A 24,920-nucleotide genomic window follows, 5' to 3' on the forward strand; every position below is an offset into this window, starting at 1 on the left:
TCAGCTCACGGCTCCGGTCATGACGGCGACGGGTACGGAGACGAAGCCCACCGTCAGCGCCAGGGCGAGGATGTCGGCAAGGGTCTTGAGAAGGCGGTCGCGGGCCGCGTTGCCCGCGCCGAGGGTCTGGGCGGCGCTCCAGAAGCCGTGCCGGACGTGGAACCCGAGGGCGACCACGGCGACGATGTAGATGACGTTGCCGTACCAGGTGGAGAAGGTGTCGACGACGTTCTGGTACGGGTGCCCTGGCTGGAAGCCGCCGGAGTGCACCGTGCCCGTCGTCAGGTCGAGGATGTGCCACACGATGAAGAGGCCGAGGATGATCCCGCCCCAGCGCATGGTCCGGGTGGCGTAGCTCGCGCGCGGCCTCTTGTGGACGTACGCGACGGGGCGGGCCCGGATGTCGCGGCGGCTCAGCTGGTACGCGGAGACGGCGTGCAGCACCACGGCGGCCACGAGCACGAGGCGCAGCAGCCACAGCGCCCACTCGTAGTGCAGGACGGGCTCGCCCATGGTCCGCAGCCAGTGCGCGTAGCGGTTGAACTCGCCGGAACCGAAGAAGATCTTCAGGTTGCCGACCATGTGGGCGACCAAGTAGAGGAGCATGATCAGGCCGCTCACGGCCATGATCGTCTTCTTGCCGACGGAGGAGTCCCAGAGCGTACGCGTCACGGACGGCCGTCGGTCCGTCCCTGTTGCCGATGCCATGGACACGACGCTAGGGCCGAACGGCCTCATCAGTCCAAGACATGAAGCAGCTCATCTTCATAGGCTGTGGCTATTGATGGCGGTTAAGGTGCGTCCATGCAGTTCCAGCAGCTGGTGTATTTCGTGGCGGTCGCCGAGACCCTGCACTTCACGCGTGCCGCCGAGGCGGTGCACGTCTCGCAGCCCTCGCTCTCCCAGCAGATCCGGGCGCTGGAGACCGAGCTGGGGGCGGAGCTGTTCAGCCGGGCCCGCGGCAACATCACGCTCACCGACGCGGGCGAGGCGCTGCTTCCGCTGGCCCGCCGCATCCTGGCGGACGCCGACACCGCGCGCCACGAGGTGCAGGAGCTGGCCCAGCTCCGGCGGGGCCGGGTGCGGCTGGGCGCGACGCCGAGCCTCTGCACGGGTCTGCTCCCCGACGTGCTGCGCGCCTTCCACGACCGGCACCCGGGCATCCGGCTGCTCCTGGAGGAGGGCGGCTCGCTGGACCTGGTGCGAGAGCTGGCCCGCGGCGCACTCGATCTCGCCCTGGTGGTGCTGCCGCTGCCCGCCTCGTCGCCCGCGCTCACCACGGTCGAGCTGCTCCGGGAGGACCTGGTCGTGGTGTCGTCGGCGCACGCGCCGCGGCCCGGCCGGGGCGGGAGCGTGGCGATCTCCGACCTCCAGGGCGAGCCCCTGGTGATGTTCCGGCACGGCTACGACCTGCGCGAGCTGACGGTCGCGGCCTGCCGGGCGGAGGGCTTCGAGCCCTCGTTCACGGTGGAGGGCGGGGAGATGGACGCGGTGCTCGGCTTCGTCCGGGCGGGGCTGGGGATCGCGGTGGTGCCGAGCATGGTCGCCGGCCGGGCCGGGCACGGGCTGCGGACGACCCCGCTGGCCCGCCCGGGGCTGCGGCGCACGATCGCGCTGGCGCACCGCAGCGACGTGGCGCCGCCGCGCGCGGCCCGCGAGCTGCAGAGGGTGCTGCTGGCCAGCCGGACGGGTGCGTCCGACCCCTCCGACGGCTGAGAGCCCGTCGGGTGCCCTGACCGATCGAAGGTCACCCGACAGCTCTGCGCGGGGCCGACGGCACCTCCGGTCCCGGGCCGCCTCGTGTCCCTCGCCACCCGGTGGACGTCCGCCGGCCGCCCCGCTCACACCGCGTCGGCCAGCAGCAGCGAGTGGATCCGGTCCGGAGCGCCGGGCCGCGCGTAGTACCAGCCCTGGGCCGTGTCGCAGCCCAGGTTCCGCAGCTGCTCGGCCTGCGCCCCGGTCTCCACGCCCTCCACCGTGACCGCGAGGTCGAGGCTGTGCGCCAGCGAGACGATCCCCTCGACGATCTTCAGGTCGACCGGGTCCGCCGGGTGCCGCTGCATCCCCTGCGTGAAGGAACGGTCCAGCTTGAGCACGCTGACCGGGAGCCTGCGCAGGTTCGCCAGGTTCGAGTAGCCCGTGCCGAAGTCGTCGAGGGCTATGTCCACGCCCATGTCAGCCAGTTGACGCAGCGGCTTGAGCAGGTCGTCGTCGGCCCCGATGAGCGCGGACTCGGTGACCTCCAGGCACAGCGCCCGGGGTTCCAGCCCCGACCGCTCCAGCACGTCGACGGTCTCGGCGACCAGACGCGGATGGTGCAGCTGGGTCGGCGAGACATTGACGTTGATCCGCAGCGGGCCGCCGTCGCTGTGCCGCTCCTGCCAGAAGTTGGCCTGGCGCACGGACTCCTCCAGCACCCAGCGGCCGAGCGGCACGATCAGGCCGGTGTGCTCCGCGAGCGGGATGAACCGGTCCGGACCGAGCACTCCGTGCTGCGGATGGCACCAGCGCACCAGGGCCTCCGCCCCGTGCACCGTGCCGTCGCCCAGATGCACGAGCGGCTGGTACTCGATGAAGAACTCGCCGCGTTCCAGGGCCGCGGGCAGGGCGGTGGTCAGCCCGTGCCGGGTGATGGCGCGGGCGTCGGCCTCTGCGTCGGCGAGCTCGAAGCGGTTGCCGCCCGCGGACTTGGCCCGGTACATCGTGATGTCGGCGCTGCGCAGCACCTCCGCGGCGCCCCGTTCCCGGGCCGGCCCCTCCACGATCCCGATGGATCCGCGCACGGTCAGCTCGCGGCCGTCCAGCCGGACGGGGACGGCGAGCGCGCCCAGGATGCGGCAGGCGAGTTCGTCGACCTCCTTCTGGGTGTCGGGTCCGGTGGTCAGCGCCACGAACTCGTCGCCGCCGAGCCGGGCCACCATCTCGCCGGGCGCGGTGGCGCAGCTCTGCAGCCGGTCGGCCACCTCGACCAGCAGCCGGTCCCCCGCCGCGTGCCCCAGGCTGTCGTTGACCGCCTTGAAGCCGTCCAGGTCGAGGTAGCAGAGCCCGAAGCGGCTGCCGTCCTCGGCGCCCAGCGCCTTCTCCAGCCGTTCGAAGAACAGCGTCCGGTTGGGCAGGCCAGTGAGCGCGTCGTGGGTGGCCTCGTAGCGCAGCCGCAGGTTGAGCAGCCGGCGCTCGGTGGTGTCCTCCATCAGCGCCAGCTGGTACTCGGGCCTGCCTTCGGCGTCCCGCAGCAGCGACACCGTCAGATTGGTCCACAGCACCGTGCCGTCGTTGCGGTAGAACGGCTTCTCGACCCGGAAGTGCTCGCGCTCGCCGCGTACCAGCTCCCCGTGGTACTTCCACACCTGCGGCGAGTCCTCGGGGTGCACCCACTCGTCGACGCGGCGGCTGAGCACATGGTGTTCGAGCCCGCCGAACATGCGGGTGAGGGTGTCGTTGACCTCCAGCACATTGCCGTCCAGGTCCGCGATCCCGATGCCGATGGCGGCGTCGTCGAACACGGCCCGGAAGCGTGCCTGGGTGGCGTGCAGGGCCTGTTCGGCCTGGGTGCGGGCGGCGAGCGCCGAGCGGGCGATGGCCTCCTGCTCGGCCAGGGTCCGCTCGCGCAGCGCCTGGGTGAATCCGCCTGCGACGGCGTGCTGGATGCGGGAGCAGCGGGCCCGTGCGTCCTCGATGGGCAGGGCGGTCGCGCCGCTGCCGCCGCAGTAGAGCACCAGGTACGAGTCGATGACGCCGAGCGTGCTGCTGAGCGCGTCCGGGTCCGTGCAGTGGACGGCGACGAGGGCGCCGCCCACCGCGCCCGCGGGCGCCGCGTCGAAGGGGCGCGCGTGCAGGATGTCGCTGAGCGTGCGGGCCAGCGGCAACAGATGCTGTTCGAACTCCGTGCGCGTCAGGGAGGTGGCCGTCGAGGGGAAGATGGCCCGGCTCCAGATCGTGGCGAATCTGCGGAGCCGGTCCTCGGCACCGTCGGCCTGCGTGGCGGACGTTCCGGACGACTGGGCGGGGATGCTCACGCCTTGCGTCCCACTCCGCCGAAGCCCGAGAAGGCGAACGGATCTTCCTGCTCCGGCGCCGCTGGGTTGTCGGGCCGCCAGTTCGGCATCGCCACGAGTCCCGGCTCGACCATCTCGTACCCCTCGAAGAACTGGGCGACCTCGTCCCGGGACCGCATGATCAGCGGGCTGCGGATGTCCTCGTAGACACCGACGGCGGCGCCCGCCCGCTCCTTGCTGAGCGGTATTCCCTCGTACGAGGCGTGGGTGATGACGACAAGACTGCCTGGGGCGAGTGCCTCGCGCAGTTCGGCGACCGCGGCCTGCGGCTCGTCGGAATCCTGGATGAAGTGGAGTACGGCGACGAGCAGCAGGGCCACCGGGCGCTCCAGATCGAGCAGTTGGGTGATCTCCGCGCTCTTCACGATCTCCCGCGGGCGGCGGAGGTCGGCGGCGGCGACCACCGCCCGTTCGTTTCCCTCGAGTACGGCCTGACTGTGCGCGACCGCAACGGGATCGTGATCGACATATGCCACCCGGGCCTCCGGATCGGCCGCCTGGGCGACTTCGTGCACATTGCCGAAAGTCGGTATTCCGGATCCGATGTCCAGGAACTGGGTGATGCCCTCGCCCACCGCGTATCGCACCGCCCTGCGCATAAAGGCTCGATTCGCCTGCATGATCTTGGGGAGCCCCGGCATGAACTCCATGGCCTTGCGAGCCGCTTCCCGGTCCACCTCGAAATTGTGCGATCCGCCCAGATAGAAGTCGTACATGCGGGACACGCTCGGCACCGAAATGTCTATGCCTTGCGGTGCCCAGGCGGGACGCTCCATCGATGTCTCCAACAAGTCGCCACGGCGATCCGGCCATGTTCATGGTCAGTGTGGACCAGAGGCTACTGATCGACCGCCAAGAGAGCGAGCGGAAACGGAAATTAGCCGTCCGTTATTGGTCACACACCAGTGGCATGTGCAACCGCTCCGTCGCTGCGCGTGACATTCGCGGGGTCCTCCGCCATCGTGAAGTACCGCTGCCCGATGGGCAACCGCCCGCCGGAGGAAAGGTCCGAGGGGGTGTACGCCATCCGCCTCCCGTACACGTTCGCCGACGTTTACCGGGCCCGGCGCCATCACGTAGTCACATCACCGAAAAAGGTACAGACCTGACGGTCGGGAACAGGTACGGACCATAGTGGCGAACGGTTCCATCCGTTCCCCGGACCGAATGGAGACGGCAAATCCCTTACCGGCGGAGCCTTTCCCTCTCCCTTTTACCACGAGGGCAACGACCGGCCATCACCGCGGGCACACTCGGCACCGACGTGGCCGCGGACCGCTTCCTTCTCGAACCGGTGGGCGCACCATGCCGCACCCGTCCCGCGGTCACGACTTCGAGTTCCGGTCGGTCGCGGGGCAAATGCCCGGGAAGGCGGCCGGGTTCGGACCGAACGGACCTTCGGCTTCGACCGTGAAACCGGCCCTCGCGCGCGGCCCGGACCCTCCGACGGGCCCCACCGTCGAGGCACCGGCGCGCTCCTCGAAATCCCCTGCCCCGTCTTCGCGCGGTCACCATCGCAACGCGGCACGGGCCTCCCGGCCGCATCGCAGCCGAATGGTATCCCAGCGGCTCCGCCGTGAACGCGGTCGGGGACCGCCCGGCGCCCGCGCCGGACGCGTGAGTGCGGCGCCAAGTCCCCTTCGGTCCCGCGTTGTTCAGAGAATTCCCCGGCGCCGCAAGCGCTCCGGCGCCATGTCCCACCATCAGGGGAATTCCGGCTCCTTCACCGCGTGCCGCGCGAGCGGCGGGAACATGCTCCCGCTCGTGTACGGATCATTCATAGCCCGGTCGGTTTCCGCCGCGGTGCTCCTCTGGCTGTTGTCCGCCCCGGTACCCGCGGGAGCGGACAGCTGCGCGTACGTCACCCTCGGCGAGGACGGCGGGACTTCGGCCGTCGCCGTGGCGGGCGGCGGCCCCTGTCGGACGAGCCCGCCACCACCACCGCCCCCGAGGCCCGCGCCACCGCGTCCGCCGTCGCCTCCCCCGTCACCGCCGTCGCCTCCCCCGTCACCGCCGCCGGCCCCCGCGCCGACCCCGGAACCAGCCACACCGCCGCGTTCCGCACCGCCCCGTCCCGAACCCTCACGACCCGGACCACAAGCCGTGCCGCCCTCCCTGTCGCCCGCCCCCTCCGCACGTCCCGCACCGGCCGCGCCCCGGCCCGTGGCGTACCCGGACTATCGCGGGCCGTCCCGCAAGGTCCCGCGGCACGGCCCCTCCCTGATCACCCTGACCCTGCTGATCACGGCCCCCGCGGTGTTCGCCGTCGCCGTGCTGCGCCCCCGCTCCCGATGACCTCCGGAGAGACATCCATGTCGGAATGGCTCGTTCTCGCTCTCGCCATGGTCGCGGTCAGCGCCGTGGTCCTGACCATCGCCGTGCTCAACAACCGCCGGGTCGCGGCGGACGACGACCCGTCCCAGACCCCCGACGTCATCGAGTACATGGTGATGATGATCGGCGTGGTCTACGCGATCGTGCTGGGCCTCGCGATCGCCGGCGTCTGGGAGGGCCGCAGCGCCGCCCAGGAATACGTTCGCCAGGAGGCCCAGGCGCTGCACGAGGTGAGCGCGCGCTCCTCGGTGTACCCGGCCGAGGTCCGCAAGCGCATCCGCGCCGACGTCGACGCCTATGTCGCCCACGTCGTCCATCACGAGTGGCGGACGATGGCCGAGCAAGGCTCCCTCGATGCCGAGGGCACCCGCCTGCTCGACCGGGTGCGCGCCGACGTCACCGACTACCGGCCGACGAACGACCACGAGGCGGAGTCCTACCAGCCATTGGTCGACCGGGTCGCCGCGGTCGACGACGCGCGCGGCGCACGCGGGCAGAGCGCGGGCGCGACCATGCCCGGCGTGGTCTGGTTCGGTCTCGTCATCGGCGCGCTGGTGACCGTCGGGCTGATCTTCACGCTGCAGATCCGCAGGACCCCCCGCGAACTGTTGCTGGCCGGCCTCTTCAGCGCCCTGATCGCTTTTCTGCTCTTCCTGATCTGGGACTTCGACACCCCCTTCGGCCGGGGCATCTCGGCCACCGCGGAACCGTTCCTCGACCTGTTCCCCGGCGCGGCGGGCACTTAGGCCCTGCCGCTGGAATGCGGTCGCACTGCCGTCGTTCGGGCCGGGGCCGGGCCGGACGGCGTCCGGTGCTTCCCCGAGTTCTCGGCTTCGCTCGAACAGGGGAGACCCCATTGATCGCAAGGCGGAGGATCGTCCTCGTACCGGATGCACGAGGACGACGCCGACGACTTCGCGAACGTGCGCACCGGACGGCGCACGACAGGCGGCGGTCCGACGACAGTGCCCGGCCCCCGGCGGTCACCGGCGGCGCGGCACCGTGATCCGGTAGCCGTGGTCGAGCAGTTCCGGCAGATAGCGGCGCAATGCCGACACACTCTGCGAACGGTCGCCGCCCGCGTCGTGCGACAGCACCACGGCGCCGGGCGCCGCCCCGTCGCGGACCCTGCGGACGATGGTTCCGGCTCCTGGCTCGGTCCAGTCGAGCGTGTCGACGGCCCAGGCCATCGGCTCCATGCCGAGCTCGGCGCCGATCTCGAAGGAGTTCCGGTTCCACGCCCCGTACGGGGCCCGGTACCAGCCCGGCGGGGTGCCGGTGGCCTTCTCGATCACCTCGCTCGTACGGCCGAGTTCGTCGCGCACCCCGGCCCGGGACAGCCGGGTGACCAGGGGATGCGTCCAGGAGTGGTTCCCGACGGTGTGCCCGTCCTCGGCGATCGCCCGTACCAGGTCCCGGTGCTCGTCGGCCGTCTCGCCGCAGACGAAGAACATCGCGCGGACATCGTGTTCGCGCAAGGCGGCGAGGATGCTCGGGGTGTAGCGCGGGTCGGGGCCGTCGTCGAAGGTGAGCACCATGGCGCGCCCCAGCTCCGGCAGGTGTTCGAAGGGCCGGGTGCGGACCGGGGGCGCCGCCGGGCGGAAGTGGGGTGGGGCACCTGCGATCATGGGTGCCAGGCGGTAGGAGGAGTGCGCCTCTCGCAGGGCCGAGGAAGGACCGGCGGCACCCGCCCGCTCCGGCGCGGGCGGCCGGACCGGCGTGTCGGCCGGGTCCGCGGCGATCACGCGCACGGCACCGGCGGTGCCCAGTCCGGCGGCCAGCCGCAGCAGTGCCCTGCGCCCCGGCATCCTCTGATCATTCTTCATGACCAACTGCTCGCACGTCCGCCGCCCCGCGCCGATCAGCGACACCGGCCGCCGTCTGTTTTGCACCTGATGGGGGGCATGCCTGCGGCACGAGCGGAGTCCCGGCCCGAAGCGACCGCCGCCGCACCGGTCGCGGATCCGGCCACTCCCGCCGGCCTCCGCATCGTGTCCGGGACGCTTCGCATCCGGCCCCGGGGCGCCCCACGGGCCCTCGCCACGGCCCGTGGCCGTACACCCGCCCGCTCCCGGCACCCGAGGCCGGAGCGGATAGCCTCGCTGCCGTGACAGACCAGCAGCGCCATGGGTTCGAACGTGGCACAGATGGACCGAAAGTGATCGTCGCCGGACTCGACGGGTCCGATTCCTCGATGCGTGCCGCGGCCTACGCGGCGGGGCTCGCCCGTCGACAGGGAGCCGTGCTCGCCCTCGTCTACGTCCAGCCCGTGTTCCCGGCGGGAGCCGCGCTGGGCGCACCGGTCACCGACGCGACCGAGGAGGTCGCGGAGGGGCTGGCCCACGAGATCCGGGAGGCCACCGAACGAATGAAGGACGTATGGGACGTGCGATGGGAGTTCCATACCTTCCGCGGGGATCCCTACAACGGTCTCGTGACGGCGGCGAACGAGCTGAAGGCGGACGCGGTCGTGGTGGGCGCCTCGGAGTCGGCCGGTCACCGGTTCATCGGTTCGGTGGCCGTCCGGCTGGTGAAGGCGGGGCGTTGGCCCGTCACGGTGGTCCCGTGACAGTCGCGGGCTCACCGCCCCGGCCCGACGGCACGCCGTCTTTCGAACGGACGTCGCCTGGGCCATCATGAGCGCCCGTCAGCGACATCCGTCAGCGGAGAGGTGACTCATGGCCGGGCTGCGAGTGGGCGAGGGCGTGCTGCGCCGCAAGCCGATCGAGCAGATCGACGAGAAGGCGCCGACGGGGGACGCCACCACCCGGCTCAGCAGATCACTCGGTCTGTGGCAGCTCACGGCGATCGGCGTGGGCGGCATCATCGGCGCGGGCATCTTCACGCTCGCCGGTACCGTCGCGAACGGCACCGCCGGGCCCGCGGTGCTGGTCTCCTTCCTGATCGCCGGCGTGGCGAGCGCCGCCGCCGCGTTCAGCTACGCGGAGTTCGCGGGCCTGATCCCGAGGGCCGGGTCCGCGTACACCTACGGCTACGCGGTGCTCGGTGAGCTGGTCGGCTGGTTCATCGGCTGGGACCTGCTGCTGGAGTACACGGCGATCGTCTCGGTGGTGGCGATCGGCATCTCCGGCTACTTCGGCTTCCTGCTCGGTGAGACGGGGCTGAAGCTGCCGGCGTGGATGCTGGGAGCGCCCGGCACCGGGGACGGCCACCGGGTGGACCTGTTCGCCGCGCTGCTCTGTCTGCTCGTGGCATACCTCCTGACCCTCGGCATCAAGAACGCGGCCCGCTTCGAGACCGTCGTGGTCGCGCTGAAGGTCCTCGTCGTCCTGCTCGTCATCGGCGTCGGCGTGTTCCACGTCAGCGCGGCCAACTACCGTCCGTTCTTCCCGTTCGGGGTGAGCGGTGTCTTCACCGGGGCGGCCACGGTCTTCTTCGCGGTGTTCGGCTACGACGCCATGTCGACCGCCGCCGAGGAGTCCAAGGACGCCCAGCGGCACATGCCGAAGGCGATCCTGTACTCGCTGGCCATCTCGATGGTGCTGTACGTGGCGGCGTGCCTGGTGCTGACGGGCATGCAGAGCTACAAGGACATCGACCCCGAGTCGGGCTTCTCCTCCGCGTTCAAGTCGGTGGGGCTGAGCAGTCTCGCGGATGTGATCGCGGTGGGCGCGATCATCGGCATCCTCACGGTGATGTTCACCTTCATGCTCGGGGTGACGCGGGTGTGGTTCTCGATGAGCCGTGACGGACTGCTGCCGAAGTGGTTCGCCAAGACCCATCCGACCCGGCACGTGCCGACCCGGGTGACCTGGATCGTCGGCGGGGCGTCGGCCGTGATCGCCGGGTTCCTGCCGATCGGCGAGGCCGCCGAGCTGACGAACATCGGCATCCTGCTGGCGTTCGTCGTGGTGTGCGTCGCGGTGATCGTGCTGCGGTACAGGCGTCCCGAACTGCCGCGTACGTTCCGCACCCCCGGTATGCCGTTCGTTCCGGCCCTCGGCGTGGTGTTCTCCCTCTGGCTGATCACGTTCCTGCAGTGGCAGACCTGGGTGCGGTTCCTCGTGTGGTTCCTGGTGGGTCTGGTGATCTACTTCGGCTACTCGTACCGGAAGTCGGAGATGGCGAGGACGCCGGGGGCGGGCACGGGCCGGCCGGACCGGGAGCGCCCGTAGGCGAACACGCCTCGGACGGCTGGGAGCGTCCGTACGGGATCACCCCGGACCACCGGATTTACCGGACATCCGTTCGAAGTCGGACGGCGGGCCGCCGACCGTCCGTCGCCCGCCCGCCGTCCGCCGGACCGTTCACCGCACCATTCGCCGCACTGTGCGACCGCTCGTCGCACGACACCGCCCGTCGCCTGTTCCCGGGCGCCCCGATGCGTTCGGATACGCCCGTCGACAACGAAACGGCAGGGCCGGCGCGGGGAAGGGCGTTCACGATGACCACCATGACGACGGACGAGCGGGCCCTCGCGGATCTCCAGCGGGAGCACGGCCCCGCCCTGTTCCGCTTCCTGCTCGGGCTGACCTTCGGCGACCGGCAGCGGGCGGAGGACCTGCTCCAGGAGACGCTGGTGCGGGCCTGGCAGCATCCGGAGGCCCTCGACGCCCCCTACGCGTCGATGCGGCCCTGGCTGTTCACCGTCGCCCGGCGCCTCGCGATCGACGCGCGGCGGTCCAGGCAGGCCCGGCCCGCCGAGGTCAGCGACGTGGTGCTGGAGGCCACCGCGGGCGAGCACGACACCGCCGAAGCCACGGTCGCGGCGCTGGACGTGCGCGAGGCGGTGCGCGCGCTCAGCCCGGAGCACCGCGCGGTCCTCGTCCAGATGTACTTCCGCGGGCTGAGCGTCGACGAGACGGCGGAGGTCCTCGGCATTCCGGCGGGCACGGTCAAGTCGCGGTCCTACTACGCGCTGCGCCGGCTCTCCCGCAGCCTGCCGGGCTACTCCGGCAGATCGTCCCCGGTCAGCAGCGCGAGCAGCGAGGCGGCCTGAGCGATCTCCACGTGGTCGGCGGCGCAGGCGTCGCAGGTCCGCAGGTGGCGGGTGACCGTGCCCGTCTCGTCGACGGCGAGCGCGTCGAGGACGTAGGCACCGAGCAGTCGCCGCACGTGCGGGCTCTCGCGGGGATCTGCGGTCATCGCGTCCTCGGATCGTGGGCGGGTCCGTTCGTGACGGATCCTGTGCTTCTGGCCACGCGGGCCGCGCCGCGCCGGTTCAATGCTCCGTGAAGCCCGTTGCCGAGAACGGAAAGAGGCGAGACGGGATGCGCCCGGAACGTCAGGACGGAACCAGTGACGGAACCGGCGGGGGCGGGCTGCTGGTCCCGATGGCCTGGATGTGCGCCGAGTACGTCGCGGACGAACTGCTGCGGGCCGGCGATCTGATGGAGCCCGGCACGCTGGAGTACCGGGCGGGCCGCGCCGCCCTCGCGCTCACGGTCTTCCTCTCCGGCATCCGCGGCCCCGGCCTCCGTCCTCCCGACGACGGAACGGCAGGAGTGCTGCCCACGGCGCGGATGGACGAACTGCGGCTGCTGACGGCGTACGGCACGGCCTGGCGTGACTGGGTCCGGGAACGGCTCGACGCACGGGAGTCGGCGTCGGGGCCGGTGGGCGGCACGGCCCCGGACGTGGCGCTGGCCAGCGCGGCCTGGCGGTGGCTGGAGGAGACCGAACTGCTCGCCGCCGACCTCGACGCGATCGGCCCGCCGCTCCCGGACCCGGCCGACGGCACGGAGGAGACCGAGGAGAGGGCCCGGGTGTGGATCCCGGCCTGGCAGCTGGGCCTGCCGCTGGGGCATCTGGCCATCCATCTCCACTGACCGCCCCCCCGTCCGGTGATCAGGAACCGTGCACGCCCGCACGGTACTTCGGCAGCCGTGCCGTGATCTTCATCCCGGCGCCGACGCCCGTCTCGATGACGAGCCCGTAGTCGTCGCCGTACACCTGGCGCAGCCGTTCGTCGACGTTCGGCAGACCGACACCCGTGGACCTGCCGCCCTCGCCGCGCAGGATGCGGCGCAGGCGCTCCGGGTCCATTCCGGCGCCGTCGTCCTCGATGACGACCTCGGCCTCGGATCCGGCGTCGAGCGCGCGGATGGTGATGTGGGTCGGGGTCTCCTCGCCGCCCCGGTCGGCGGCTCCTTCGAGGCCGTGCTTGACGGCGTTCTCGACCAGGGGCTGGAGACAGAGGAACGGCAGCGCGACCGGCAGCACCTCGGGGGCGACCTGGAGGGTGACCGAGAGCCGTTCGCCGAACCGGGCCCGGACGAGCGCGAGGTACTGGTCGATGGAGTGCAGTTCGTCGGCGAGGGTGGTGAAGTCGCCGTTGCTGCGGAACGAGTAGCGGGTGAAGTCGGCGAACTCCAGGAGGAGTTCGCGGGCCTTCTCGGGATCGGTGCGGACGAACGAGGCGATGGCGGCCAGGGAGTTGAAGATGAAGTGCGGGGAGATCTGGGCCCGCAGCGCCCTGATCTCGGCCTCGATGAGACGCGTGCGGGATCGGTCCAGTTCGGCGAGTTCGAGCTGGACGCAGACCCAGCGGGCCACTTCCCCGGCGGCCCTCGCGAGGACGGCGGACTCGCGCGGGGCGTAGGCGACCAGGGTGCCGAGGACCCGGTGGTCGACGGTGAGGGGGACGGCGACGGCCCAGCTCAGGGGGCAGTCGAGATCGTCGCACTGGCTCGGGAAGGCGGTGCCGCGTCCGCTGTCGAGCAGGCCCCGCACCCGCTCCATGACGTGCCGGCCGTGGTGCTCGCCCGCACCGTCCCAGACGAGGACGCGGTCGCGGTCGGTGAGGCAGAGCGCGTCGGTGCCGAGCAGGGAACGGAGCCTGCGGGCGGCCTTGCGGGCGCTCTCCTCGGTGAGCCCGGCGCGCAGCGGGGGCGCGGCGAGGGAGGCGGTGTGCAGGGTCTCGAAGGTGGCGTGCTCGACGGGGGTTCCCACGTCGCTGGGACGGACGGTGCGGGCTGCACGGCGGCCGAGCAGGAATCCGGCGGTGGGCAACAGAAGGGCCAGCACGACGAGCACGGCGTATCCGGCCCCGGTCATCGGTGTCTCCCCGAGGTCAGTGCCTCCGGCAGGTGGAAGCGGGTCATGGCGGCGTTCGTGCCGGGCGGTATCCGGCCAGGCGTGGCCAGGGACACCAGGACCATGGCGAGGAATCCGACCGGTACCGACCAGACGGCGGGCCAGGCGAGCAGGGCGTGCGTCCAGCCGGGCGGGCGCACCGCGCCGCTGACGGTGATGGCGACGGCCAGGAAGGCGGAGCCGCCGCCGAGCAGCAGTCCGGCGATCGCGCCGGGCGGGGTGAGCCGCCGCCACCAGATGCCGAGGACGAGCAACGGGCAGAAGGAGGAGGCGGAGACGGCGAACGCCATGGCCACCGAGTCGGCCACCGGCACCCGGCTGACCAGCAGTGAACCGGCCAGCGGCACGGACATGGCGAGCACGGTGGCCAGCCGGAAGTGCCGTACGCCCCGGGTGGGGAGCACGTCCTGGGTGATGACCCCGGCGACGGCCATGGTGAGGCCGGACGCGGTCGACAGGAACGCGGCGAAGGCGCCGCCCGCGACGAGCGCTCCGAGCAGATCCCCTCCGACCCCGCCGATGAGCCGCCCGGGCAGCAGCAGCACGGCGGCGTCCGCGTCCCCGCCGCGGACGAGGTCGGGGGCGTAGAGCCTGCCCAGTGCCCCGTAGACCGGTGGCAGGAGGTAGAAGACGCCGATGAGCGCGAGGACGGCGACGGTCGTGCGGCGGGCGTCCCGCCCGTTGGGGCTGGTGTAGAAGCGGACGACGACGTGGGGCAGGCCCATGGTGCCGAGGAACGTGGCGAGGATCAGCCCGTAGGTGGCGTACAGCGGGTGGTCGGCGCGGAAGACCGGGAGCTGGTCGTCGAAGGAGACGCTGGGCCGGCCGTCGCCCTGCCAGGCGAGGACCAGGAAGATCGCGGGGACGAGGAGCGCGGTCAGCTTGAGCCAGTACTGGAAAGCCTGGACGAAGGTGATGGATCGCATGCCGCCCGCGGCGACGGCGATGACGACGACCGCCGCGACGAGGACGTCGCCGAGCCGGCCGGGCGCCCCGGTGAGGATCTTCAGAGTGAGCCCGGCGCCCTGGAGCTGCGGCACCAGGTACAGCCAGCCCGCGGCCACGACGAAGACGCTCACCAGCCGGCGCACCTGCCGCGACTCCAGCCGTCCTTCGGCGAAGTCGGGCAGCGTGTAGGCCCCGGAGCGGCGCAGGGGCGCGGCGACGAAGACGAGCAGGACCAGATAGCCCGCGGTGTATCCGACCGGGTACCAGAGCATGTCGGGCCCGTGCACGAGCACCAGGCCGGCGATGCCCAGGAAGGAGGCGGCGGAGAGGTATTCGCCGCTGATCGCGGCGGCGTTGAGGCGGGGCCGTACGGTGCGCGAGGCGACGTAGAAGTCGGAGGTGGTGCGGGAGATGCGCAGACCGAAGCCGCCGACGAGGACGGTCGCGGCGACGACGACGGCGACGGCCGTCACCGCGTACGTACGGCTCACTGCGCGGGGCGGCCTTCCACGAGCCGGGCGAAGTCGCGTTCGTTGCGCTCGGCCCGCCGTACGTACCACCAGGCGGCCAGGGTGAGCGGCGGGTAGGCGGCGAAGCCGAGCACGGCCCAGACGGGGGCGTCGCCGCGCAGGGCCTCGAAGACCAGGGGCAGGGTGCCGACGACGACGGCGAGGACCACGAACACGGTGAGCCCGGCCCGAAGCTGACTGCGCATCAGCGATCGGACGTACGCGCCGCCGAGTGCGGTCTGTTCGTCGATCTCCGACTGGGTGCGGTAGCGCGGCAGCGGTCGCACCCGTCGGGGCTCCCCCGTCACCACTTCGCGCCGGGGTGTTGGCTCTGCGGACATGGGCCCGGAGTGTACGCAGCGCGGGACGGCCCTGGGAAGGGGGTGACGTCCGGGTCGCCCCTGGTCAGCGGTCGGTCCGGCGCATCAGCAGATCGCGCAGCGCACGGCTGTGGCGGCGGCTCACGGCGAGTTCCGCGGTGCCGATGCGCACGCTCATGCTGCCCGCGTCGAGCCGGAGTTCGTCGATCCGGCCCAGTGCCACGAGGTGGCGGCGGTGGATGCGCACGAAACCGCGCGGGCGCCAGCGTTCCTCCAGGGTGGTGAGGGGGACGCGGACGAGGTGGCTGCCGGTGGCGGTGTGCAGCCGGGCGTAGTCGCCCTGGGCCTCGGCGTAGGCGATGTCGTCGATCGGCACGAACCGGATCACCCCGCCGAGTTCCACGGGTATCTGGTCGCCCGCGGTGTCGAGCACGGGTGCGGAGCGGTCGCCCACCTGCTCGGCGACGCGGCGGACCGCCTCCGCGAGGCGTTCGCGCCGGACGGGTTTGAGGACGTAGTCGACGGCCTTGAGGTCGAACGCCTGGACGGCGAAGCCCTCGTGGGCGGTGACGAAGACGATGAGCGGGGGCGCGGCGAACCCGGCCAGCAGCTGGGCGACGTCGAGACCGGTGAGTCCGGCCATGTGGATGTCGAGGAAGACGACGTCGATGGCGGCGGGGTCGTCGGGGCCGGCGTCGACGGCGGCCCCGATGCGGCGCAGCGCCTCGGTGGCGCCCGACGCGCCCTCGGCGCTGCGGACGCGGGGATCGGCGCGCAGGAGGTAGAGGAGTTCCTCCAGTGCGGGTTCTTCGTCGTCGACGGCGAGTACGCGCAGCATGGGCGGAGTGTAGAACGTGTCCGGGGTCACGGGCCGGGCTCTGCCGCCGACGGCCCTTCCGGCGGGCTGTCGGCCGCCGGGGTGAGCGGGCTACTTGAGGAGCCGGGAGAGTCTGCGGTCGGCCAGTGGCCGGCCGCCGGTCTGGCAGGTCGGGCAGTACTGGAGCGAGGAGTCGCTGAACGACACCTCGCGGATGGTGTCCCCGCAGACGGGGCACGCCTCGCCGGTGCGTCCGTGGACGCGCATCCCGATCTTCTTCTCGGCCTTGAGTTCTCCGGCCGTCAGCCCGCCGGAGCGTGCGACCGCGTCGCGGAGCGTGTCGCGCAGCACGGTGTGGAGCCGGGTGATCTCGTCCTCGCTGAGACCGGTGGTGGGCTTGTACGGCGACATCTTCGCGGCGTGCAGGATCTCGTCGCTGTAGGCGTTGCCGATGCCGGCGATCAGGGACTGGTCGCGCAGGGCCCCCTTGATCCGGCGGTTCTCCCCGGCGAGCAGCGCGGCGAACGTGTCGCGGTCGAAGGCGTCGTCGAGCGGGTCGGGGCCGAGGCGGGCGATGCCGGGGACCTCGGTGGGTTCGTGCACCAGGTGCACGGCGAGGCGTTTGGTGGTGCCCGCCTCGGTGAGGTCGAAGCCGTCGCCGCCGGTGAGGACGGTGCGCAGCGCGAGCGGCCCCCTGCCGGGGCGGGGCGGGGCTGCGGGGAAACCGTCCCGCCATCGCAGCCAGCCGGCCCGGGCGAGATGGATGATCAGGTGCAGCGTTCCCGCCCGGACGTCCAGGAACTTGCCGTGCCGGGCGGTGCCGGTGACCGTCGTTCCGTGCAGGGCCGCGAGCGGCGGGTCGTACGTCTTGAGGACACTGACGGCGAGGGGCAGGACGCGGTCGATCTCCCTGCCGACCAGGCGGTCGTCGAGGAAGATCCGCAGCGCTTCGACCTCCGGCAGTTCGGGCATGGTTCCAGGGTGCCGGAAGCGTGGCCCGTACGCCCGTCAGGGGCCGTCCGCCCGCCGGAGGCCGTGCGCCCGTCCGGGCCACGGCCCGGGCGACCGGTCAGGGCACCGGCAGCAGGGCGAGCAGTTCCGCCACCTCCTCGTCGGCGCAGTGCGCGAGCCGGTCCAGATCGGGCAGCGCCTTGCCGTCGGCCACCAGGCCGACGTGCACCCTGCCCCCGTACGTGGAGAGCGCGACGGCGAGGGCCTGGCCGCGGGCCAGCGGCGCCATCGGGTAGACGGCGCGCAGCGGGCAGCCGCCGAGCGAGAGGGCCGAGCGCGGCAGCGGCACGCTGGTGACCAGCAGGTCGAAGAGCATCCGGGCCGCGCTGCCCGCGATCGGTGCGCCGAAGCGATGGGCCAGCGAGGGCAGTTGGTCGGCGAGCACGGCGACGGCGCCGGCCCCGCGCAGCGGCCCGGCGGCCTTGTTGCGGTCCATGGCCGTGCGCACGCGGTGCAGCCGTAGCCGGGGGTCGGGTTCGCCGACGGGGAGGGCGAGCAGGTAGGCGGAGAGCCTGTTCCCGGTCGCGGCGGGCTGGCCGGGTCTGCGCCGGGAGACGGGGACCAGGGCGCGGGGGTCGTCGACGGGCGGTGTCTCGCCCCGTTCCCGCATCCAGCGGCGCAGTGCCCCGGCGACCACCGCGAGCAGGACGTCGTTGACCGTGCCCCCGGCGGCCCGGCGGATCCGCCGGACGGCGGCGAGGTCCAGGTCCGCGGTGGCCAGCCGCCGGGTGCCGCTGGATCGCGCGGTGAGCGCGGGCGCGCCCCGAAGGTCCAGTCGGCTGGCCCGCACCACGGAGGCGCCGACGCCGAACGCCCGGCCGAGATCCTCGATCCGGCCCAGGGCCAGGCCGGCCACCTGGCGCGGGCCCGGCATCCAGGAGCGGGGCGGCACCGCGCGCGCCCGGACGGACGGCGGGACGCCCGGGGCGCGTCCGGCAAGGGGGGCGATCTCGTCGAAGATCCCGGCGCCGATGGCGACCGCGCGCATTCCGTCGGCGAGCGCGTGATGGAGCTTGACGAGGACGGCGAACGGGCCGCCGTCCGCTCCGCCGATCACGTACATCCGCCACGGCGGACGGCCCCGCTCCAGCGGCCGTTCCATCAGCTCGCCGGCGAGCCGGGTGGCGCCCACCATGAACCCGGCGTGCCCGCCCAGCGCCTCCTGCCCGGTCAGCCGCACCCGCTCGATGTGCCGGCGTACGTCGAAGTCCTTGTCGACGAACCAGGCCGCGCCGCCGACCGGCAGCAGTACGTCCCTGACCCGCATCCGCAGCCGGGGGATCGCGGCGGCGCGGGTGTGCAGCAGCTCCAGGACGGCGTCGGCATCGGCGCGCGCCGTGCCGGACGCCGGTGAGAAGACGGCGAGCGCGCCCAGGTGCATGGGGTGGGCATCGGACTCCAGGTGCCAGAAGGCCAGATCGAGAGGTGCCAGCAGCTCAGTACCCACCGCGTCCCCAGGTCGTCGAAGTCGAAGGAAAGAAGGAAAGGAAAGAAGGAAAGGAGGTGAAAGGAGGTGAAAGGAGTGGAAGAGGCGAAGAAGACACAGAAGGGCGAGGAACGGACGAACGCCGCCCGACGGTCGGAACGGAGCGGCGCGAGCCATCGGACGGAAACCGACGAAACCGGTCGGTCGCCTCCGATCACTCACGATCACTCAATAGCCCATCGCGCTCAGCTACTGTCGGGTAGCGCCTGATCGGCGGTCAGTCGCGCCCCGGAATCACGAATTCGCACCACACGCACTTTCCGGTGCCGCGCGACTCCACGCCCCAGAGGTCGGTGAGCCGGTCCACGAGCATCAGCCCCCGGCCGGAGACCCCGGTCTCCCCCGCGTCGCGGCGGCGGGGCAGCGCGCTGGACCGGTCCTCGACGTCGATCCGCAGGCGCCGCTCGGGGCCGGTGAGCACCCGGATCGTCACGATGGCCCCGCCGTCCGTGTGTATCAGGGCGTTGGTCATCAGCTCGTCGGCGGCCAACTCGACCTCGTCGGCCCGCACCCGGGCCCCCCAGGCCCGCACGGCGGCGCGGATCATGTGCCGCGCGGCGCTCAGCGCCTCCGGATCGCCCTGGGCGACGTGCTGCTGGAGCCGGCCGCCCGGCTGGGGCGCGTGGGCGGCCTTGCGGCCCAGCAGCAGCACTGCCACGTCGTCCTCGCCACCGCGGTCGTCGACCTCCTCGCAGAGCCGGTCGGCCAGCTTCTGCAGGTCACGCGGACCGTCGCGCACCATGGACGTCAGCAGTTGCATGCCCTCGTCGAGGTCGGCGCCGGGCAGCTCCACCAGCCCGTCGGTGAAGAGCACCAGTGTCTGCCCCGGGTCCAGCTCCATCGTGCCGACCGGGTATTCGAGCCGCCCGAACTCCGCGGAGAGCCCCAGCGGCAGCCCGCCCTCCGCGGGCAGTCTGCGGCAGTCGCCGTCGGTGTCGCGCACGAGTGGATCGACGTGCCCGGCCCGGACCAGCTGCACCACCCCGGTGGTCAGGTCCACCTCGGCGTAGGTGCACGTCGCGAAGCGGTCCGTGTCGAGTTCGTGGAGGAAGACGGAGGCGCGGGCCATGACCGTGGCCGGGCTGTGTCCCTCGGCGGCGTACGCCCGCAGCACGATGCGCAGCTGTCCCATGACGGCCGCGGCATGCGTGTCGTGCCCCTGGACGTCCCCGATGACGGCGCCGACCCGGCCGCCGGGCAGCGGGATGACGTCGTACCAGTCGCCCCCGATGTCCCGGCCCAGCCGGGCCGATCGGTAGCGCACGGCGACCTGCGCCCCGGGCACCTCCGGGATCCGGCGCGGCAGCATCGCCTGCTGGAGCCCCTCGGCCAGATCGTGCTCCTGCTCGTAGAGCATGGCCCGCTGGAGACTCTGGGCGATGGAGCTGCCGAGCGCGACCAGCAGATTGCGCTCGTCGGCGGTGAAACCGTCCTTCTCGCTGTAGAGCAGCCCGAGGGCGCCGATGGGCCGGGCCTGGGCGATCAGTGGCAGATAGGCGGCGGACGTGATGCCGAGGTGGCTGATGTGGGGCCAGAGGATCGGGTACGACTCGGCGAAGTCCGCCGCGGACTCGATGAAGCGGGGCGCGAGCGTGCTCACCACCTCGCTCATCGGGTACGGCTCGTCCGTGCGGGTGTACCGGGTGCCGGGGACGAACGAGCCCTCCGGGCCGTCCGCGACCAGGTGGATGCGCCCGGCCTCGATCAGCCCCACGACCAGGCTGGTAGCGCCGAGGTGCGCCAGCCCCTGCGAGTTCTTCAGGACCTCGATCACGTCACGGACCGTGCGGGCGTGGGCGAGCGCGGCCGTGGCCCCGTCCACCAGGCTGGTGCGCCGTCGGCGCTCCTGGTCGAGTTCGTGGCGGGCGGTGGAGTCGGCCAGTTCCTGGGTCGCGTCACGGACGATGCCGATGATGCGCCGGGGGCGGCCCGACGCGTCGCGCCGGATGAAGCCCTGGGTGTGGGTCCAGCGCAGGGTCCCGTCACGCCGCTGCAACCGGAAGTACGCGCCGTAATTGCTCCGCCCGCTCTTGAGCGCCTGCGCGACCATGGCGTCCAGGCGCACGCCCTCGTCCGGCGGCACCCGGGCCGCGAGCGACTCCGGCCGGTCGTCGTATTCCTCGGCCCGCAGATCGAACACGTCGAGTGCGGGCCGGTCCATGTGCATGAGGCCACTGTCGAGGTCCCAGTCGAAGCTGCCCATTCGGTTCAGGGCGAGACTGAGATCCGGGTGGGCGGGCCAGTCGTCCGGGAGTGACAGGGCACCCGCTACCCGATCATCCATGACCGTCACTCTGCCATCATTTGTCCGATTGTTCGAGCGAACGCCGGTGCCGCCGGGCGAGTCCGGAGCGCGCCGCCCGGCCCCCGGCTCATCCCCGCCCCCGGGCCACGGACGCCCCCGCGTCGGCCGGCGCGCAGCGCGGCCCGACGCGAGGCCGCAGGTCAGAAGCGGTTACCGTGTTCCGTGGAGCACGGTAAGTCCAGCCTTACCTGTGCCTGCGCCGCACTGCCCGCGTCACCCGTTCTAAGGACCTGCACTCCATGACCCGCCCCGTCCGCGTCGCCATAGTCGGAGCCGGCCCCGCCGGAATCTACGCGGCGGACGCGCTGCTGAAATCCGACGCCGCACAGGACCCGGGGGTGTCGATCGACCTGTTCGAGCGGATGCCCGCCCCCTTCGGCCTGATCCGCTACGGGGTGGCCCCCGACCACCCGCGGATCAAGGGCATCGTGCAGGCACTGCACCAGGTGCTCGACAAGCCGCAGCTGCGCCTGTTCGGCAACGTCGACTACCCCTCCGACATCGGCCTGGACGACCTGCGGACGTTCTACGACGCGGTGATCTTCTCCACCGGTGCCGACCGGGACCGCGCGCTCGACATCCCGGGCAGCACCCTGGAGGGCTCCCACGGCGCGGCCGACTTCGTCTCCTGGTACGACGGGCATCCCGACGTGCCGCGCACCTGGCCCCTGGAGGCGGAGAAGGTCGCCGTGCTCGGGGTCGGCAACGTGGCCCTGGACGTGGCACGCGTCCTCGCCAAGACGGCGGACGAACTGCTGCCGACCGAGATACCCGCGAACGTCCACGACGGGCTCCGGGCCAACAAGGCCCTGGAGGTGCACGTCTTCGGCCGACGCGGCCCCGCACAGGCCAAGTTCAGCCCGATGGAGCTGCGGGAGCTGGACCACTCGCCGAACATCGAGGTCGTCGTCGCCCCCGAGGACATCGAGTACGACCAGGGGTCGGTCGAGACCCGGCGCGCCAACAAGCAGGCCAACATGGTCGCCTCCACGCTGGAGAACTGGGCCATCCGCGACGTGGGCGACCGCCCGCACAAGATCTTCCTGCACTTCTTCGAGTCCCCGGTGGAGATCCTCGGCGAGGACGGCCGCGTCGTCGGTCTGCGCACCGAGCGGACCGAGCTGGACGGCACGGGGAACGTCAGGGGCACCGGCCGCTTCACCGACTGGGACGTGCAGAGTGTCTACCGCGCGGTCGGCTACTACTCGCGCGAGCTTCCCAAGCTCCCGTTCGACGTGGTCTCCGGCACCGTCCCGCACGTCGCGGGCCGCGTCGTCGAGGGCGAGGAGCCGATGAGCTCGGTGTACGTCACGGGGTGGATCAAGCGTGGCCCGGTCGGCCTGATCGGCCACACCAAGGGCGACGCCAACGAGACGGTCGCCTGCCTGCTGGAGGACCACGCGTCCGGCCGGCTGCCGGCCCCGGCGAGCCCCGACCCGGCTGCCGTCACCGCCTTCCTGGAGGAGCGCGGCGTCCGCTGGACCACCCGTGAGGGCTGGCACCGCCTGGACGCGCACGAGCAGGCGCTGGGCGCGGCGCAGGGGCGCGAGCGGATCAAGGTGGTGGAGCGGGAGGCCATGCTGGACGCCTCCGAGCCCCGGCCCTGACCGTACGGACGGCTCCGTACGGACGGCTCCGTACGGCATGGCGAGGGGCGGCTCCGTCCGTCTCGGCGGAGCCGCCCGGCTCATGGCGCGCTCAACGGCCCTGGAGAGCCTTGACGTTGTCGCCGAAGGTCCAGTTCCTGGAGCCGTCCCAGTTGAGCGACCAGGTCATCAGGCCCTTCAGTCCGTTGCCGTAGTGGTTCCACGCCTGCCCGACCTGACCTGGTGTCAAGTGCCCGCCGCCGGCTCCCGGTTGGGCCGGGAGTCCTGGAACCTGCTTGTCGCGGGGCACCTTGATGGTGGTGCCCTGGACAACGAGACCCTTGTCCAGGCAGTCGGTCTGGGCGGTGAACCCCTGGACCGTGCCCGCCGCGTACGAGTCGCCCGAGCACCCGTACATGCTGCCGTTGTAGTACTGCATGTTCAGCCACCACAAGCGGCCGTTGTCCGCGTACTTCTTGATGATCGGCAGGTACGCGCCCCAGATCGATCCGTAGACGACGCTCCCGCCGGTGACGTAGGCGGTCTCCGGGGCCATGGTGAGGCCGAAGTTCGGGGGCATCCGGTCGAGCACGCCGTCGATGATGCGGATGAGGTTGGCCTGCGAGGCGGACAGCTGGTTGATGTTGCCGCTGCCGGTCAGACCGGTCTCGATGTCGATGTCGATGCCGTCGAAGTTGTACTTCTTGAGGATCGGCACGACCGTGTCGACGAACCGGTCGGCGACCGCGCTGGAGCTGAGGTCGATACCGGCGGCCGCGCCGCCGATGGACATCAGGGTGGTGAGTCCCGAGGCCTTCGCCTGGCACATCTCGGCCGGGGTCGGGACCTTGACCGTCGCGTCCATGCCGTCCTCCCACAGCACGGTGCCGTCCGAGCGGATGACGGGGAAGGCCGCGTTGATCACGTTGTAGCCGTGCGCCGTGATGCGGCTGTCGGTGATCGGGATCCAGCCGAGGGGCGGGTGCACGCCGTTGGCCGCGCCGTCCCAGTTCTCCCAGTACCCCTGGAGCACCTTGCCCGCGGGCTTCGGCTTGACCGCGCAGGTGTCCTCCTGCGCGGCGGCGGGCGTCGCCCCGACCACCATCTGCACGACGCCTGCCACCGCGAGGCCGAGCCCCAGCAGACGCGATGTCCGACCGCTCATTTCCATTTCCTTCCGGACGAATCGAACGTGAATGTCATGATCCTGACAACCGCCCGACAGGCATCGACCGCGAGCTCCACGCGCCACGGTGCGCTCACCGTAGGTTGGTCCAGACCTTTCGTCAAGAGGTCTGGACCAGGAGCGACCCCCGGCATTCGGCATCCATGAACGGGGTCGGTTGCGGCGGGAAAATTGCTTAGCTTAGGCTTCCCTAAGTATTCGTGCTACGAGCGCTCACCTTCTCGATCCCCCGACCCATGAGGAACACGCATGTCCCGGTTCACCCGCGCGCGTCGCCGGACGCCCGCCGCAACTGCCGCCGCCGCGGCACTCGCCCTCGTACTCGGCGGCTGTTCGTCGAGCGACGACGGCAAGGAGTCGCCCGGCGCGTCCGGGAAGAACGACGCGGCGTTCCCCGTCTCCGTCAGGAGCGCGCTCGGCACGGCCGAGATCAAGGAGCGGCCCGAGCGGATCGTCACCCTCGGCCAGGGGTCCGCGGAGACCGCCATCGCGCTGGGCCACACCCCGGTGGGCATCGAGAAGTACGAGTGGGGCAGCGACAAGACGGGCTACCTGCCCTGGATCCACGAGGCGGTCGAGAAGAAGGGCGACAAGCTGCCGACCCAGTTCGCGGGCGGCGAGGACATCGACTTCGAGGCCATCACCGAGCTGGAACCCGATGTCATCCTCGCCCCGTGGTCCGGGATCACGCAGAAGGACTACGACATCCTCAAGGACATCGCCCCCACCGTCGCCTACCCCGACCTGCCGTGGAGCACGGACTGGGACGAACAGATCGACGTCATCGGCAGGGCCCTGGGCCAGGAGGCGGACGCGAAGGGCCTCGTCTCGAAGATCGAGAAGCAGCTGGCCGACGCGGCGGCGTCCCGGCCGCAGTACAGGAACCACACGTTCTCGTACATCTACAACACCGGCCCCGGCACCCTCGGCGTGTTCAAGCCCGACGAGCAGCGGGTCAAGATGGTCTCCTCGCTCGGGCTCGAGGTGGACCCGGTGGTGAACACCTTCAAGGAGACCAAGGGCACCGACTCGGCCGTGATCGGCCTGGAGAACGCCGCGAAGCTGAAGAACAGTGATCTGGTCTTCACCTTCTACACGGACGACAAGGCCCGCAAGGAGATCGAGGCCCAGCCGCTCTACGCGGCGATCCCCGCGGTCAAGAAGGGTGCCGTGGTGTACGGCGAGGACAACTCCTTCGTCACGGCCTCCTCGATCATCAACCCGCTCACCGTGCCGTGGGTCGTCGACCGCTACCTGCCGCTGATCGACAAGGCGGTCGAGGCCGCCGACGGCGGCCGGAGCTGACC

General features: G+C 71.6%; 22 protein-coding genes. 9 read left to right on the forward strand and 13 right to left on the reverse strand.

Annotated features, from left to right (window positions below; translation table 11 throughout):
* Nucleotides 1-708, reverse strand: a complete 708-nt coding sequence (locus AB0E67_RS25085; RefSeq protein WP_362030703.1) for a succinate dehydrogenase — start codon at nucleotides 706-708, stop codon at nucleotides 1-3.
* A 96-nt stretch (nucleotides 709-804) separates the two neighbouring features.
* On the opposite strand from AB0E67_RS25085, the gene AB0E67_RS25090 reads away from it, so the two are divergent.
* Complete coding sequence (locus AB0E67_RS25090) at nucleotides 805-1,716, forward strand: LysR substrate-binding domain-containing protein (RefSeq protein WP_362030705.1); 912 nt, start codon at nucleotides 805-807, stop codon at nucleotides 1,714-1,716.
* 125 nt (nucleotides 1,717-1,841) lie between these two features.
* On the opposite strand, the gene AB0E67_RS25095 is transcribed toward AB0E67_RS25090, so the two are convergent.
* Together AB0E67_RS25095 and AB0E67_RS25100 are read right to left on the reverse strand one after the other, a co-directional pair.
* Nucleotides 1,842-4,016, reverse strand: coding sequence for an EAL domain-containing protein (locus AB0E67_RS25095; protein ID WP_362030707.1), 2,175 nt, complete (start codon nucleotides 4,014-4,016; stop codon nucleotides 1,842-1,844).
* Nucleotides 4,013-4,831 carry an SAM-dependent methyltransferase gene (locus AB0E67_RS25100; RefSeq protein WP_362030709.1) on the reverse strand — a complete coding sequence of 273 codons (819 nt, stop codon included), beginning with the start codon at nucleotides 4,829-4,831 and terminating at the stop codon, nucleotides 4,013-4,015. The genes AB0E67_RS25095 and AB0E67_RS25100 overlap by 4 nt, the downstream gene beginning before the upstream one ends.
* 1,327 nt (nucleotides 4,832-6,158) lie before the next feature.
* Here AB0E67_RS25100 and AB0E67_RS25105 point away from each other — a divergent pair.
* Both AB0E67_RS25105 and AB0E67_RS25110 read left to right on the forward strand, forming a co-directional pair.
* The gene (locus AB0E67_RS25105; protein ID WP_362030711.1) at nucleotides 6,159-6,350 is read left to right on the forward strand and encodes a hypothetical protein; all 192 of its coding nucleotides are present in this window, start codon (nucleotides 6,159-6,161) and stop codon (nucleotides 6,348-6,350) included.
* 17 nt (nucleotides 6,351-6,367) lie between these two features.
* Entirely contained in the window at nucleotides 6,368-7,135 is a 768-nt protein-coding gene (locus AB0E67_RS25110) for a hypothetical protein (protein WP_362030713.1), read from the forward strand.
* 237 nt (nucleotides 7,136-7,372) lie between these two features.
* Here the strand turns inward: AB0E67_RS25110 and AB0E67_RS25115 are convergent, their stop codons facing one another.
* Nucleotides 7,373-8,215, reverse strand: coding sequence for a polysaccharide deacetylase family protein (locus AB0E67_RS25115; protein WP_362030715.1), 843 nt, complete (start codon nucleotides 8,213-8,215; stop codon nucleotides 7,373-7,375).
* Nucleotides 8,216-8,496: 281 nt separating this feature from the next.
* On the opposite strand from AB0E67_RS25115, the gene AB0E67_RS25120 reads away from it, so the two are divergent.
* The 3 genes from AB0E67_RS25120 to AB0E67_RS25130 all read left to right on the forward strand — a co-directional run bounded on the left by AB0E67_RS25120 (nucleotide 8,497) and on the right by AB0E67_RS25130 (nucleotide 11,349).
* The gene (locus AB0E67_RS25120) at nucleotides 8,497-8,958 is read left to right on the forward strand and encodes a universal stress protein (RefSeq protein WP_362030717.1); all 462 of its coding nucleotides are present in this window, start codon (nucleotides 8,497-8,499) and stop codon (nucleotides 8,956-8,958) included.
* Between the two features lie 109 nt (nucleotides 8,959-9,067).
* Complete coding sequence (locus AB0E67_RS25125) at nucleotides 9,068-10,525, forward strand: amino acid permease (RefSeq protein WP_362030719.1); 1,458 nt, start codon at nucleotides 9,068-9,070, stop codon at nucleotides 10,523-10,525.
* Nucleotides 10,526-10,794: 269 nt separating this feature from the next.
* Nucleotides 10,795-11,349 (forward strand): sigma-70 family RNA polymerase sigma factor, encoded by a 555-nt coding sequence (locus AB0E67_RS25130; RefSeq protein WP_362030721.1) that lies wholly within the window; start codon nucleotides 10,795-10,797, stop codon nucleotides 11,347-11,349.
* Here AB0E67_RS25130 and AB0E67_RS25135 read toward each other — a convergent pair.
* Nucleotides 11,298-11,495 carry a zf-HC2 domain-containing protein gene (locus AB0E67_RS25135; RefSeq protein ID WP_362030723.1) on the reverse strand — a complete coding sequence of 66 codons (198 nt, stop codon included), beginning with the start codon at nucleotides 11,493-11,495 and terminating at the stop codon, nucleotides 11,298-11,300. The two genes, AB0E67_RS25130 and AB0E67_RS25135, sit on opposite strands and share 52 nt — an antisense overlap.
* A gap of 125 nt (nucleotides 11,496-11,620) precedes the next feature.
* On the opposite strand from AB0E67_RS25135, the gene AB0E67_RS25140 reads away from it, so the two are divergent.
* Nucleotides 11,621-12,178: a hypothetical protein gene (locus tag AB0E67_RS25140; RefSeq protein WP_362030725.1), complete on the forward strand. Its 558-nt coding sequence runs from the start codon at nucleotides 11,621-11,623 to the stop codon at nucleotides 12,176-12,178.
* A gap of 19 nt (nucleotides 12,179-12,197) precedes the next feature.
* On the opposite strand, the gene AB0E67_RS25145 is transcribed toward AB0E67_RS25140, so the two are convergent.
* The 7 genes from AB0E67_RS25145 to AB0E67_RS25175 form a co-directional block, all read right to left on the reverse strand.
* Complete coding sequence (locus AB0E67_RS25145; protein WP_362030727.1) at nucleotides 12,198-13,406, reverse strand: histidine kinase; 1,209 nt, start codon at nucleotides 13,404-13,406, stop codon at nucleotides 12,198-12,200.
* Complete coding sequence (locus AB0E67_RS25150) at nucleotides 13,403-14,884, reverse strand: cation acetate symporter (RefSeq protein ID WP_362030729.1); 1,482 nt, start codon at nucleotides 14,882-14,884, stop codon at nucleotides 13,403-13,405. Before AB0E67_RS25150 ends, AB0E67_RS25145 begins: the two co-directional genes overlap by 4 nt.
* Entirely contained in the window at nucleotides 14,881-15,243 is a 363-nt protein-coding gene (locus AB0E67_RS25155; RefSeq protein ID WP_362030731.1) for a hypothetical protein, read from the reverse strand. Before AB0E67_RS25155 ends, AB0E67_RS25150 begins: the two co-directional genes overlap by 4 nt.
* Before the next feature lie 64 nt (nucleotides 15,244-15,307).
* Entirely contained in the window at nucleotides 15,308-16,060 is a 753-nt protein-coding gene (locus AB0E67_RS25160) for a LytTR family DNA-binding domain-containing protein (RefSeq protein WP_362030733.1), read from the reverse strand.
* Between the two features lie 90 nt (nucleotides 16,061-16,150).
* Nucleotides 16,151-17,011 carry a DNA-formamidopyrimidine glycosylase family protein gene (locus AB0E67_RS25165; protein WP_362030735.1) on the reverse strand — a complete coding sequence of 287 codons (861 nt, stop codon included), beginning with the start codon at nucleotides 17,009-17,011 and terminating at the stop codon, nucleotides 16,151-16,153.
* A 97-nt stretch (nucleotides 17,012-17,108) separates the two neighbouring features.
* Nucleotides 17,109-18,497, reverse strand: a complete 1,389-nt coding sequence (locus AB0E67_RS25170) for a wax ester/triacylglycerol synthase family O-acyltransferase (protein ID WP_362030737.1) — start codon at nucleotides 18,495-18,497, stop codon at nucleotides 17,109-17,111.
* Nucleotides 18,498-18,753: 256 nt separating this feature from the next.
* A complete protein-coding gene (locus AB0E67_RS25175; protein WP_362030739.1) occupies nucleotides 18,754-20,820 on the reverse strand; it encodes a SpoIIE family protein phosphatase in 2,067 nt (688 codons plus the stop codon).
* Nucleotides 20,821-21,080: 260 nt separating this feature from the next.
* Between AB0E67_RS25175 and AB0E67_RS25180 the strand changes: the two genes are divergently transcribed.
* Nucleotides 21,081-22,448, forward strand: a complete 1,368-nt coding sequence (locus AB0E67_RS25180; RefSeq protein ID WP_362030741.1) for an FAD-dependent oxidoreductase — start codon at nucleotides 21,081-21,083, stop codon at nucleotides 22,446-22,448.
* Nucleotides 22,449-22,539: 91 nt separating this feature from the next.
* Here AB0E67_RS25180 and AB0E67_RS25185 read toward each other — a convergent pair whose 3' ends face one another.
* The gene (locus tag AB0E67_RS25185; RefSeq protein ID WP_362030743.1) at nucleotides 22,540-23,592 is read right to left on the reverse strand and encodes a chitinase; all 1,053 of its coding nucleotides are present in this window, start codon (nucleotides 23,590-23,592) and stop codon (nucleotides 22,540-22,542) included.
* Between the two features lie 270 nt (nucleotides 23,593-23,862).
* Between AB0E67_RS25185 and AB0E67_RS25190 the strand changes: the two genes are divergently transcribed.
* Nucleotides 23,863-24,918, forward strand: a complete 1,056-nt coding sequence (locus AB0E67_RS25190) for an iron-siderophore ABC transporter substrate-binding protein (protein WP_362030745.1) — start codon at nucleotides 23,863-23,865, stop codon at nucleotides 24,916-24,918.
* The last annotated feature ends 2 nt before the right edge of the window (nucleotides 24,919-24,920 follow it).

Origin of the sequence: Streptomyces sp. NPDC032161, assembly GCF_040636995.1 — a bacterium.
Classification (GTDB): domain Bacteria; phylum Actinomycetota; class Actinomycetes; order Streptomycetales; family Streptomycetaceae; genus Streptomyces.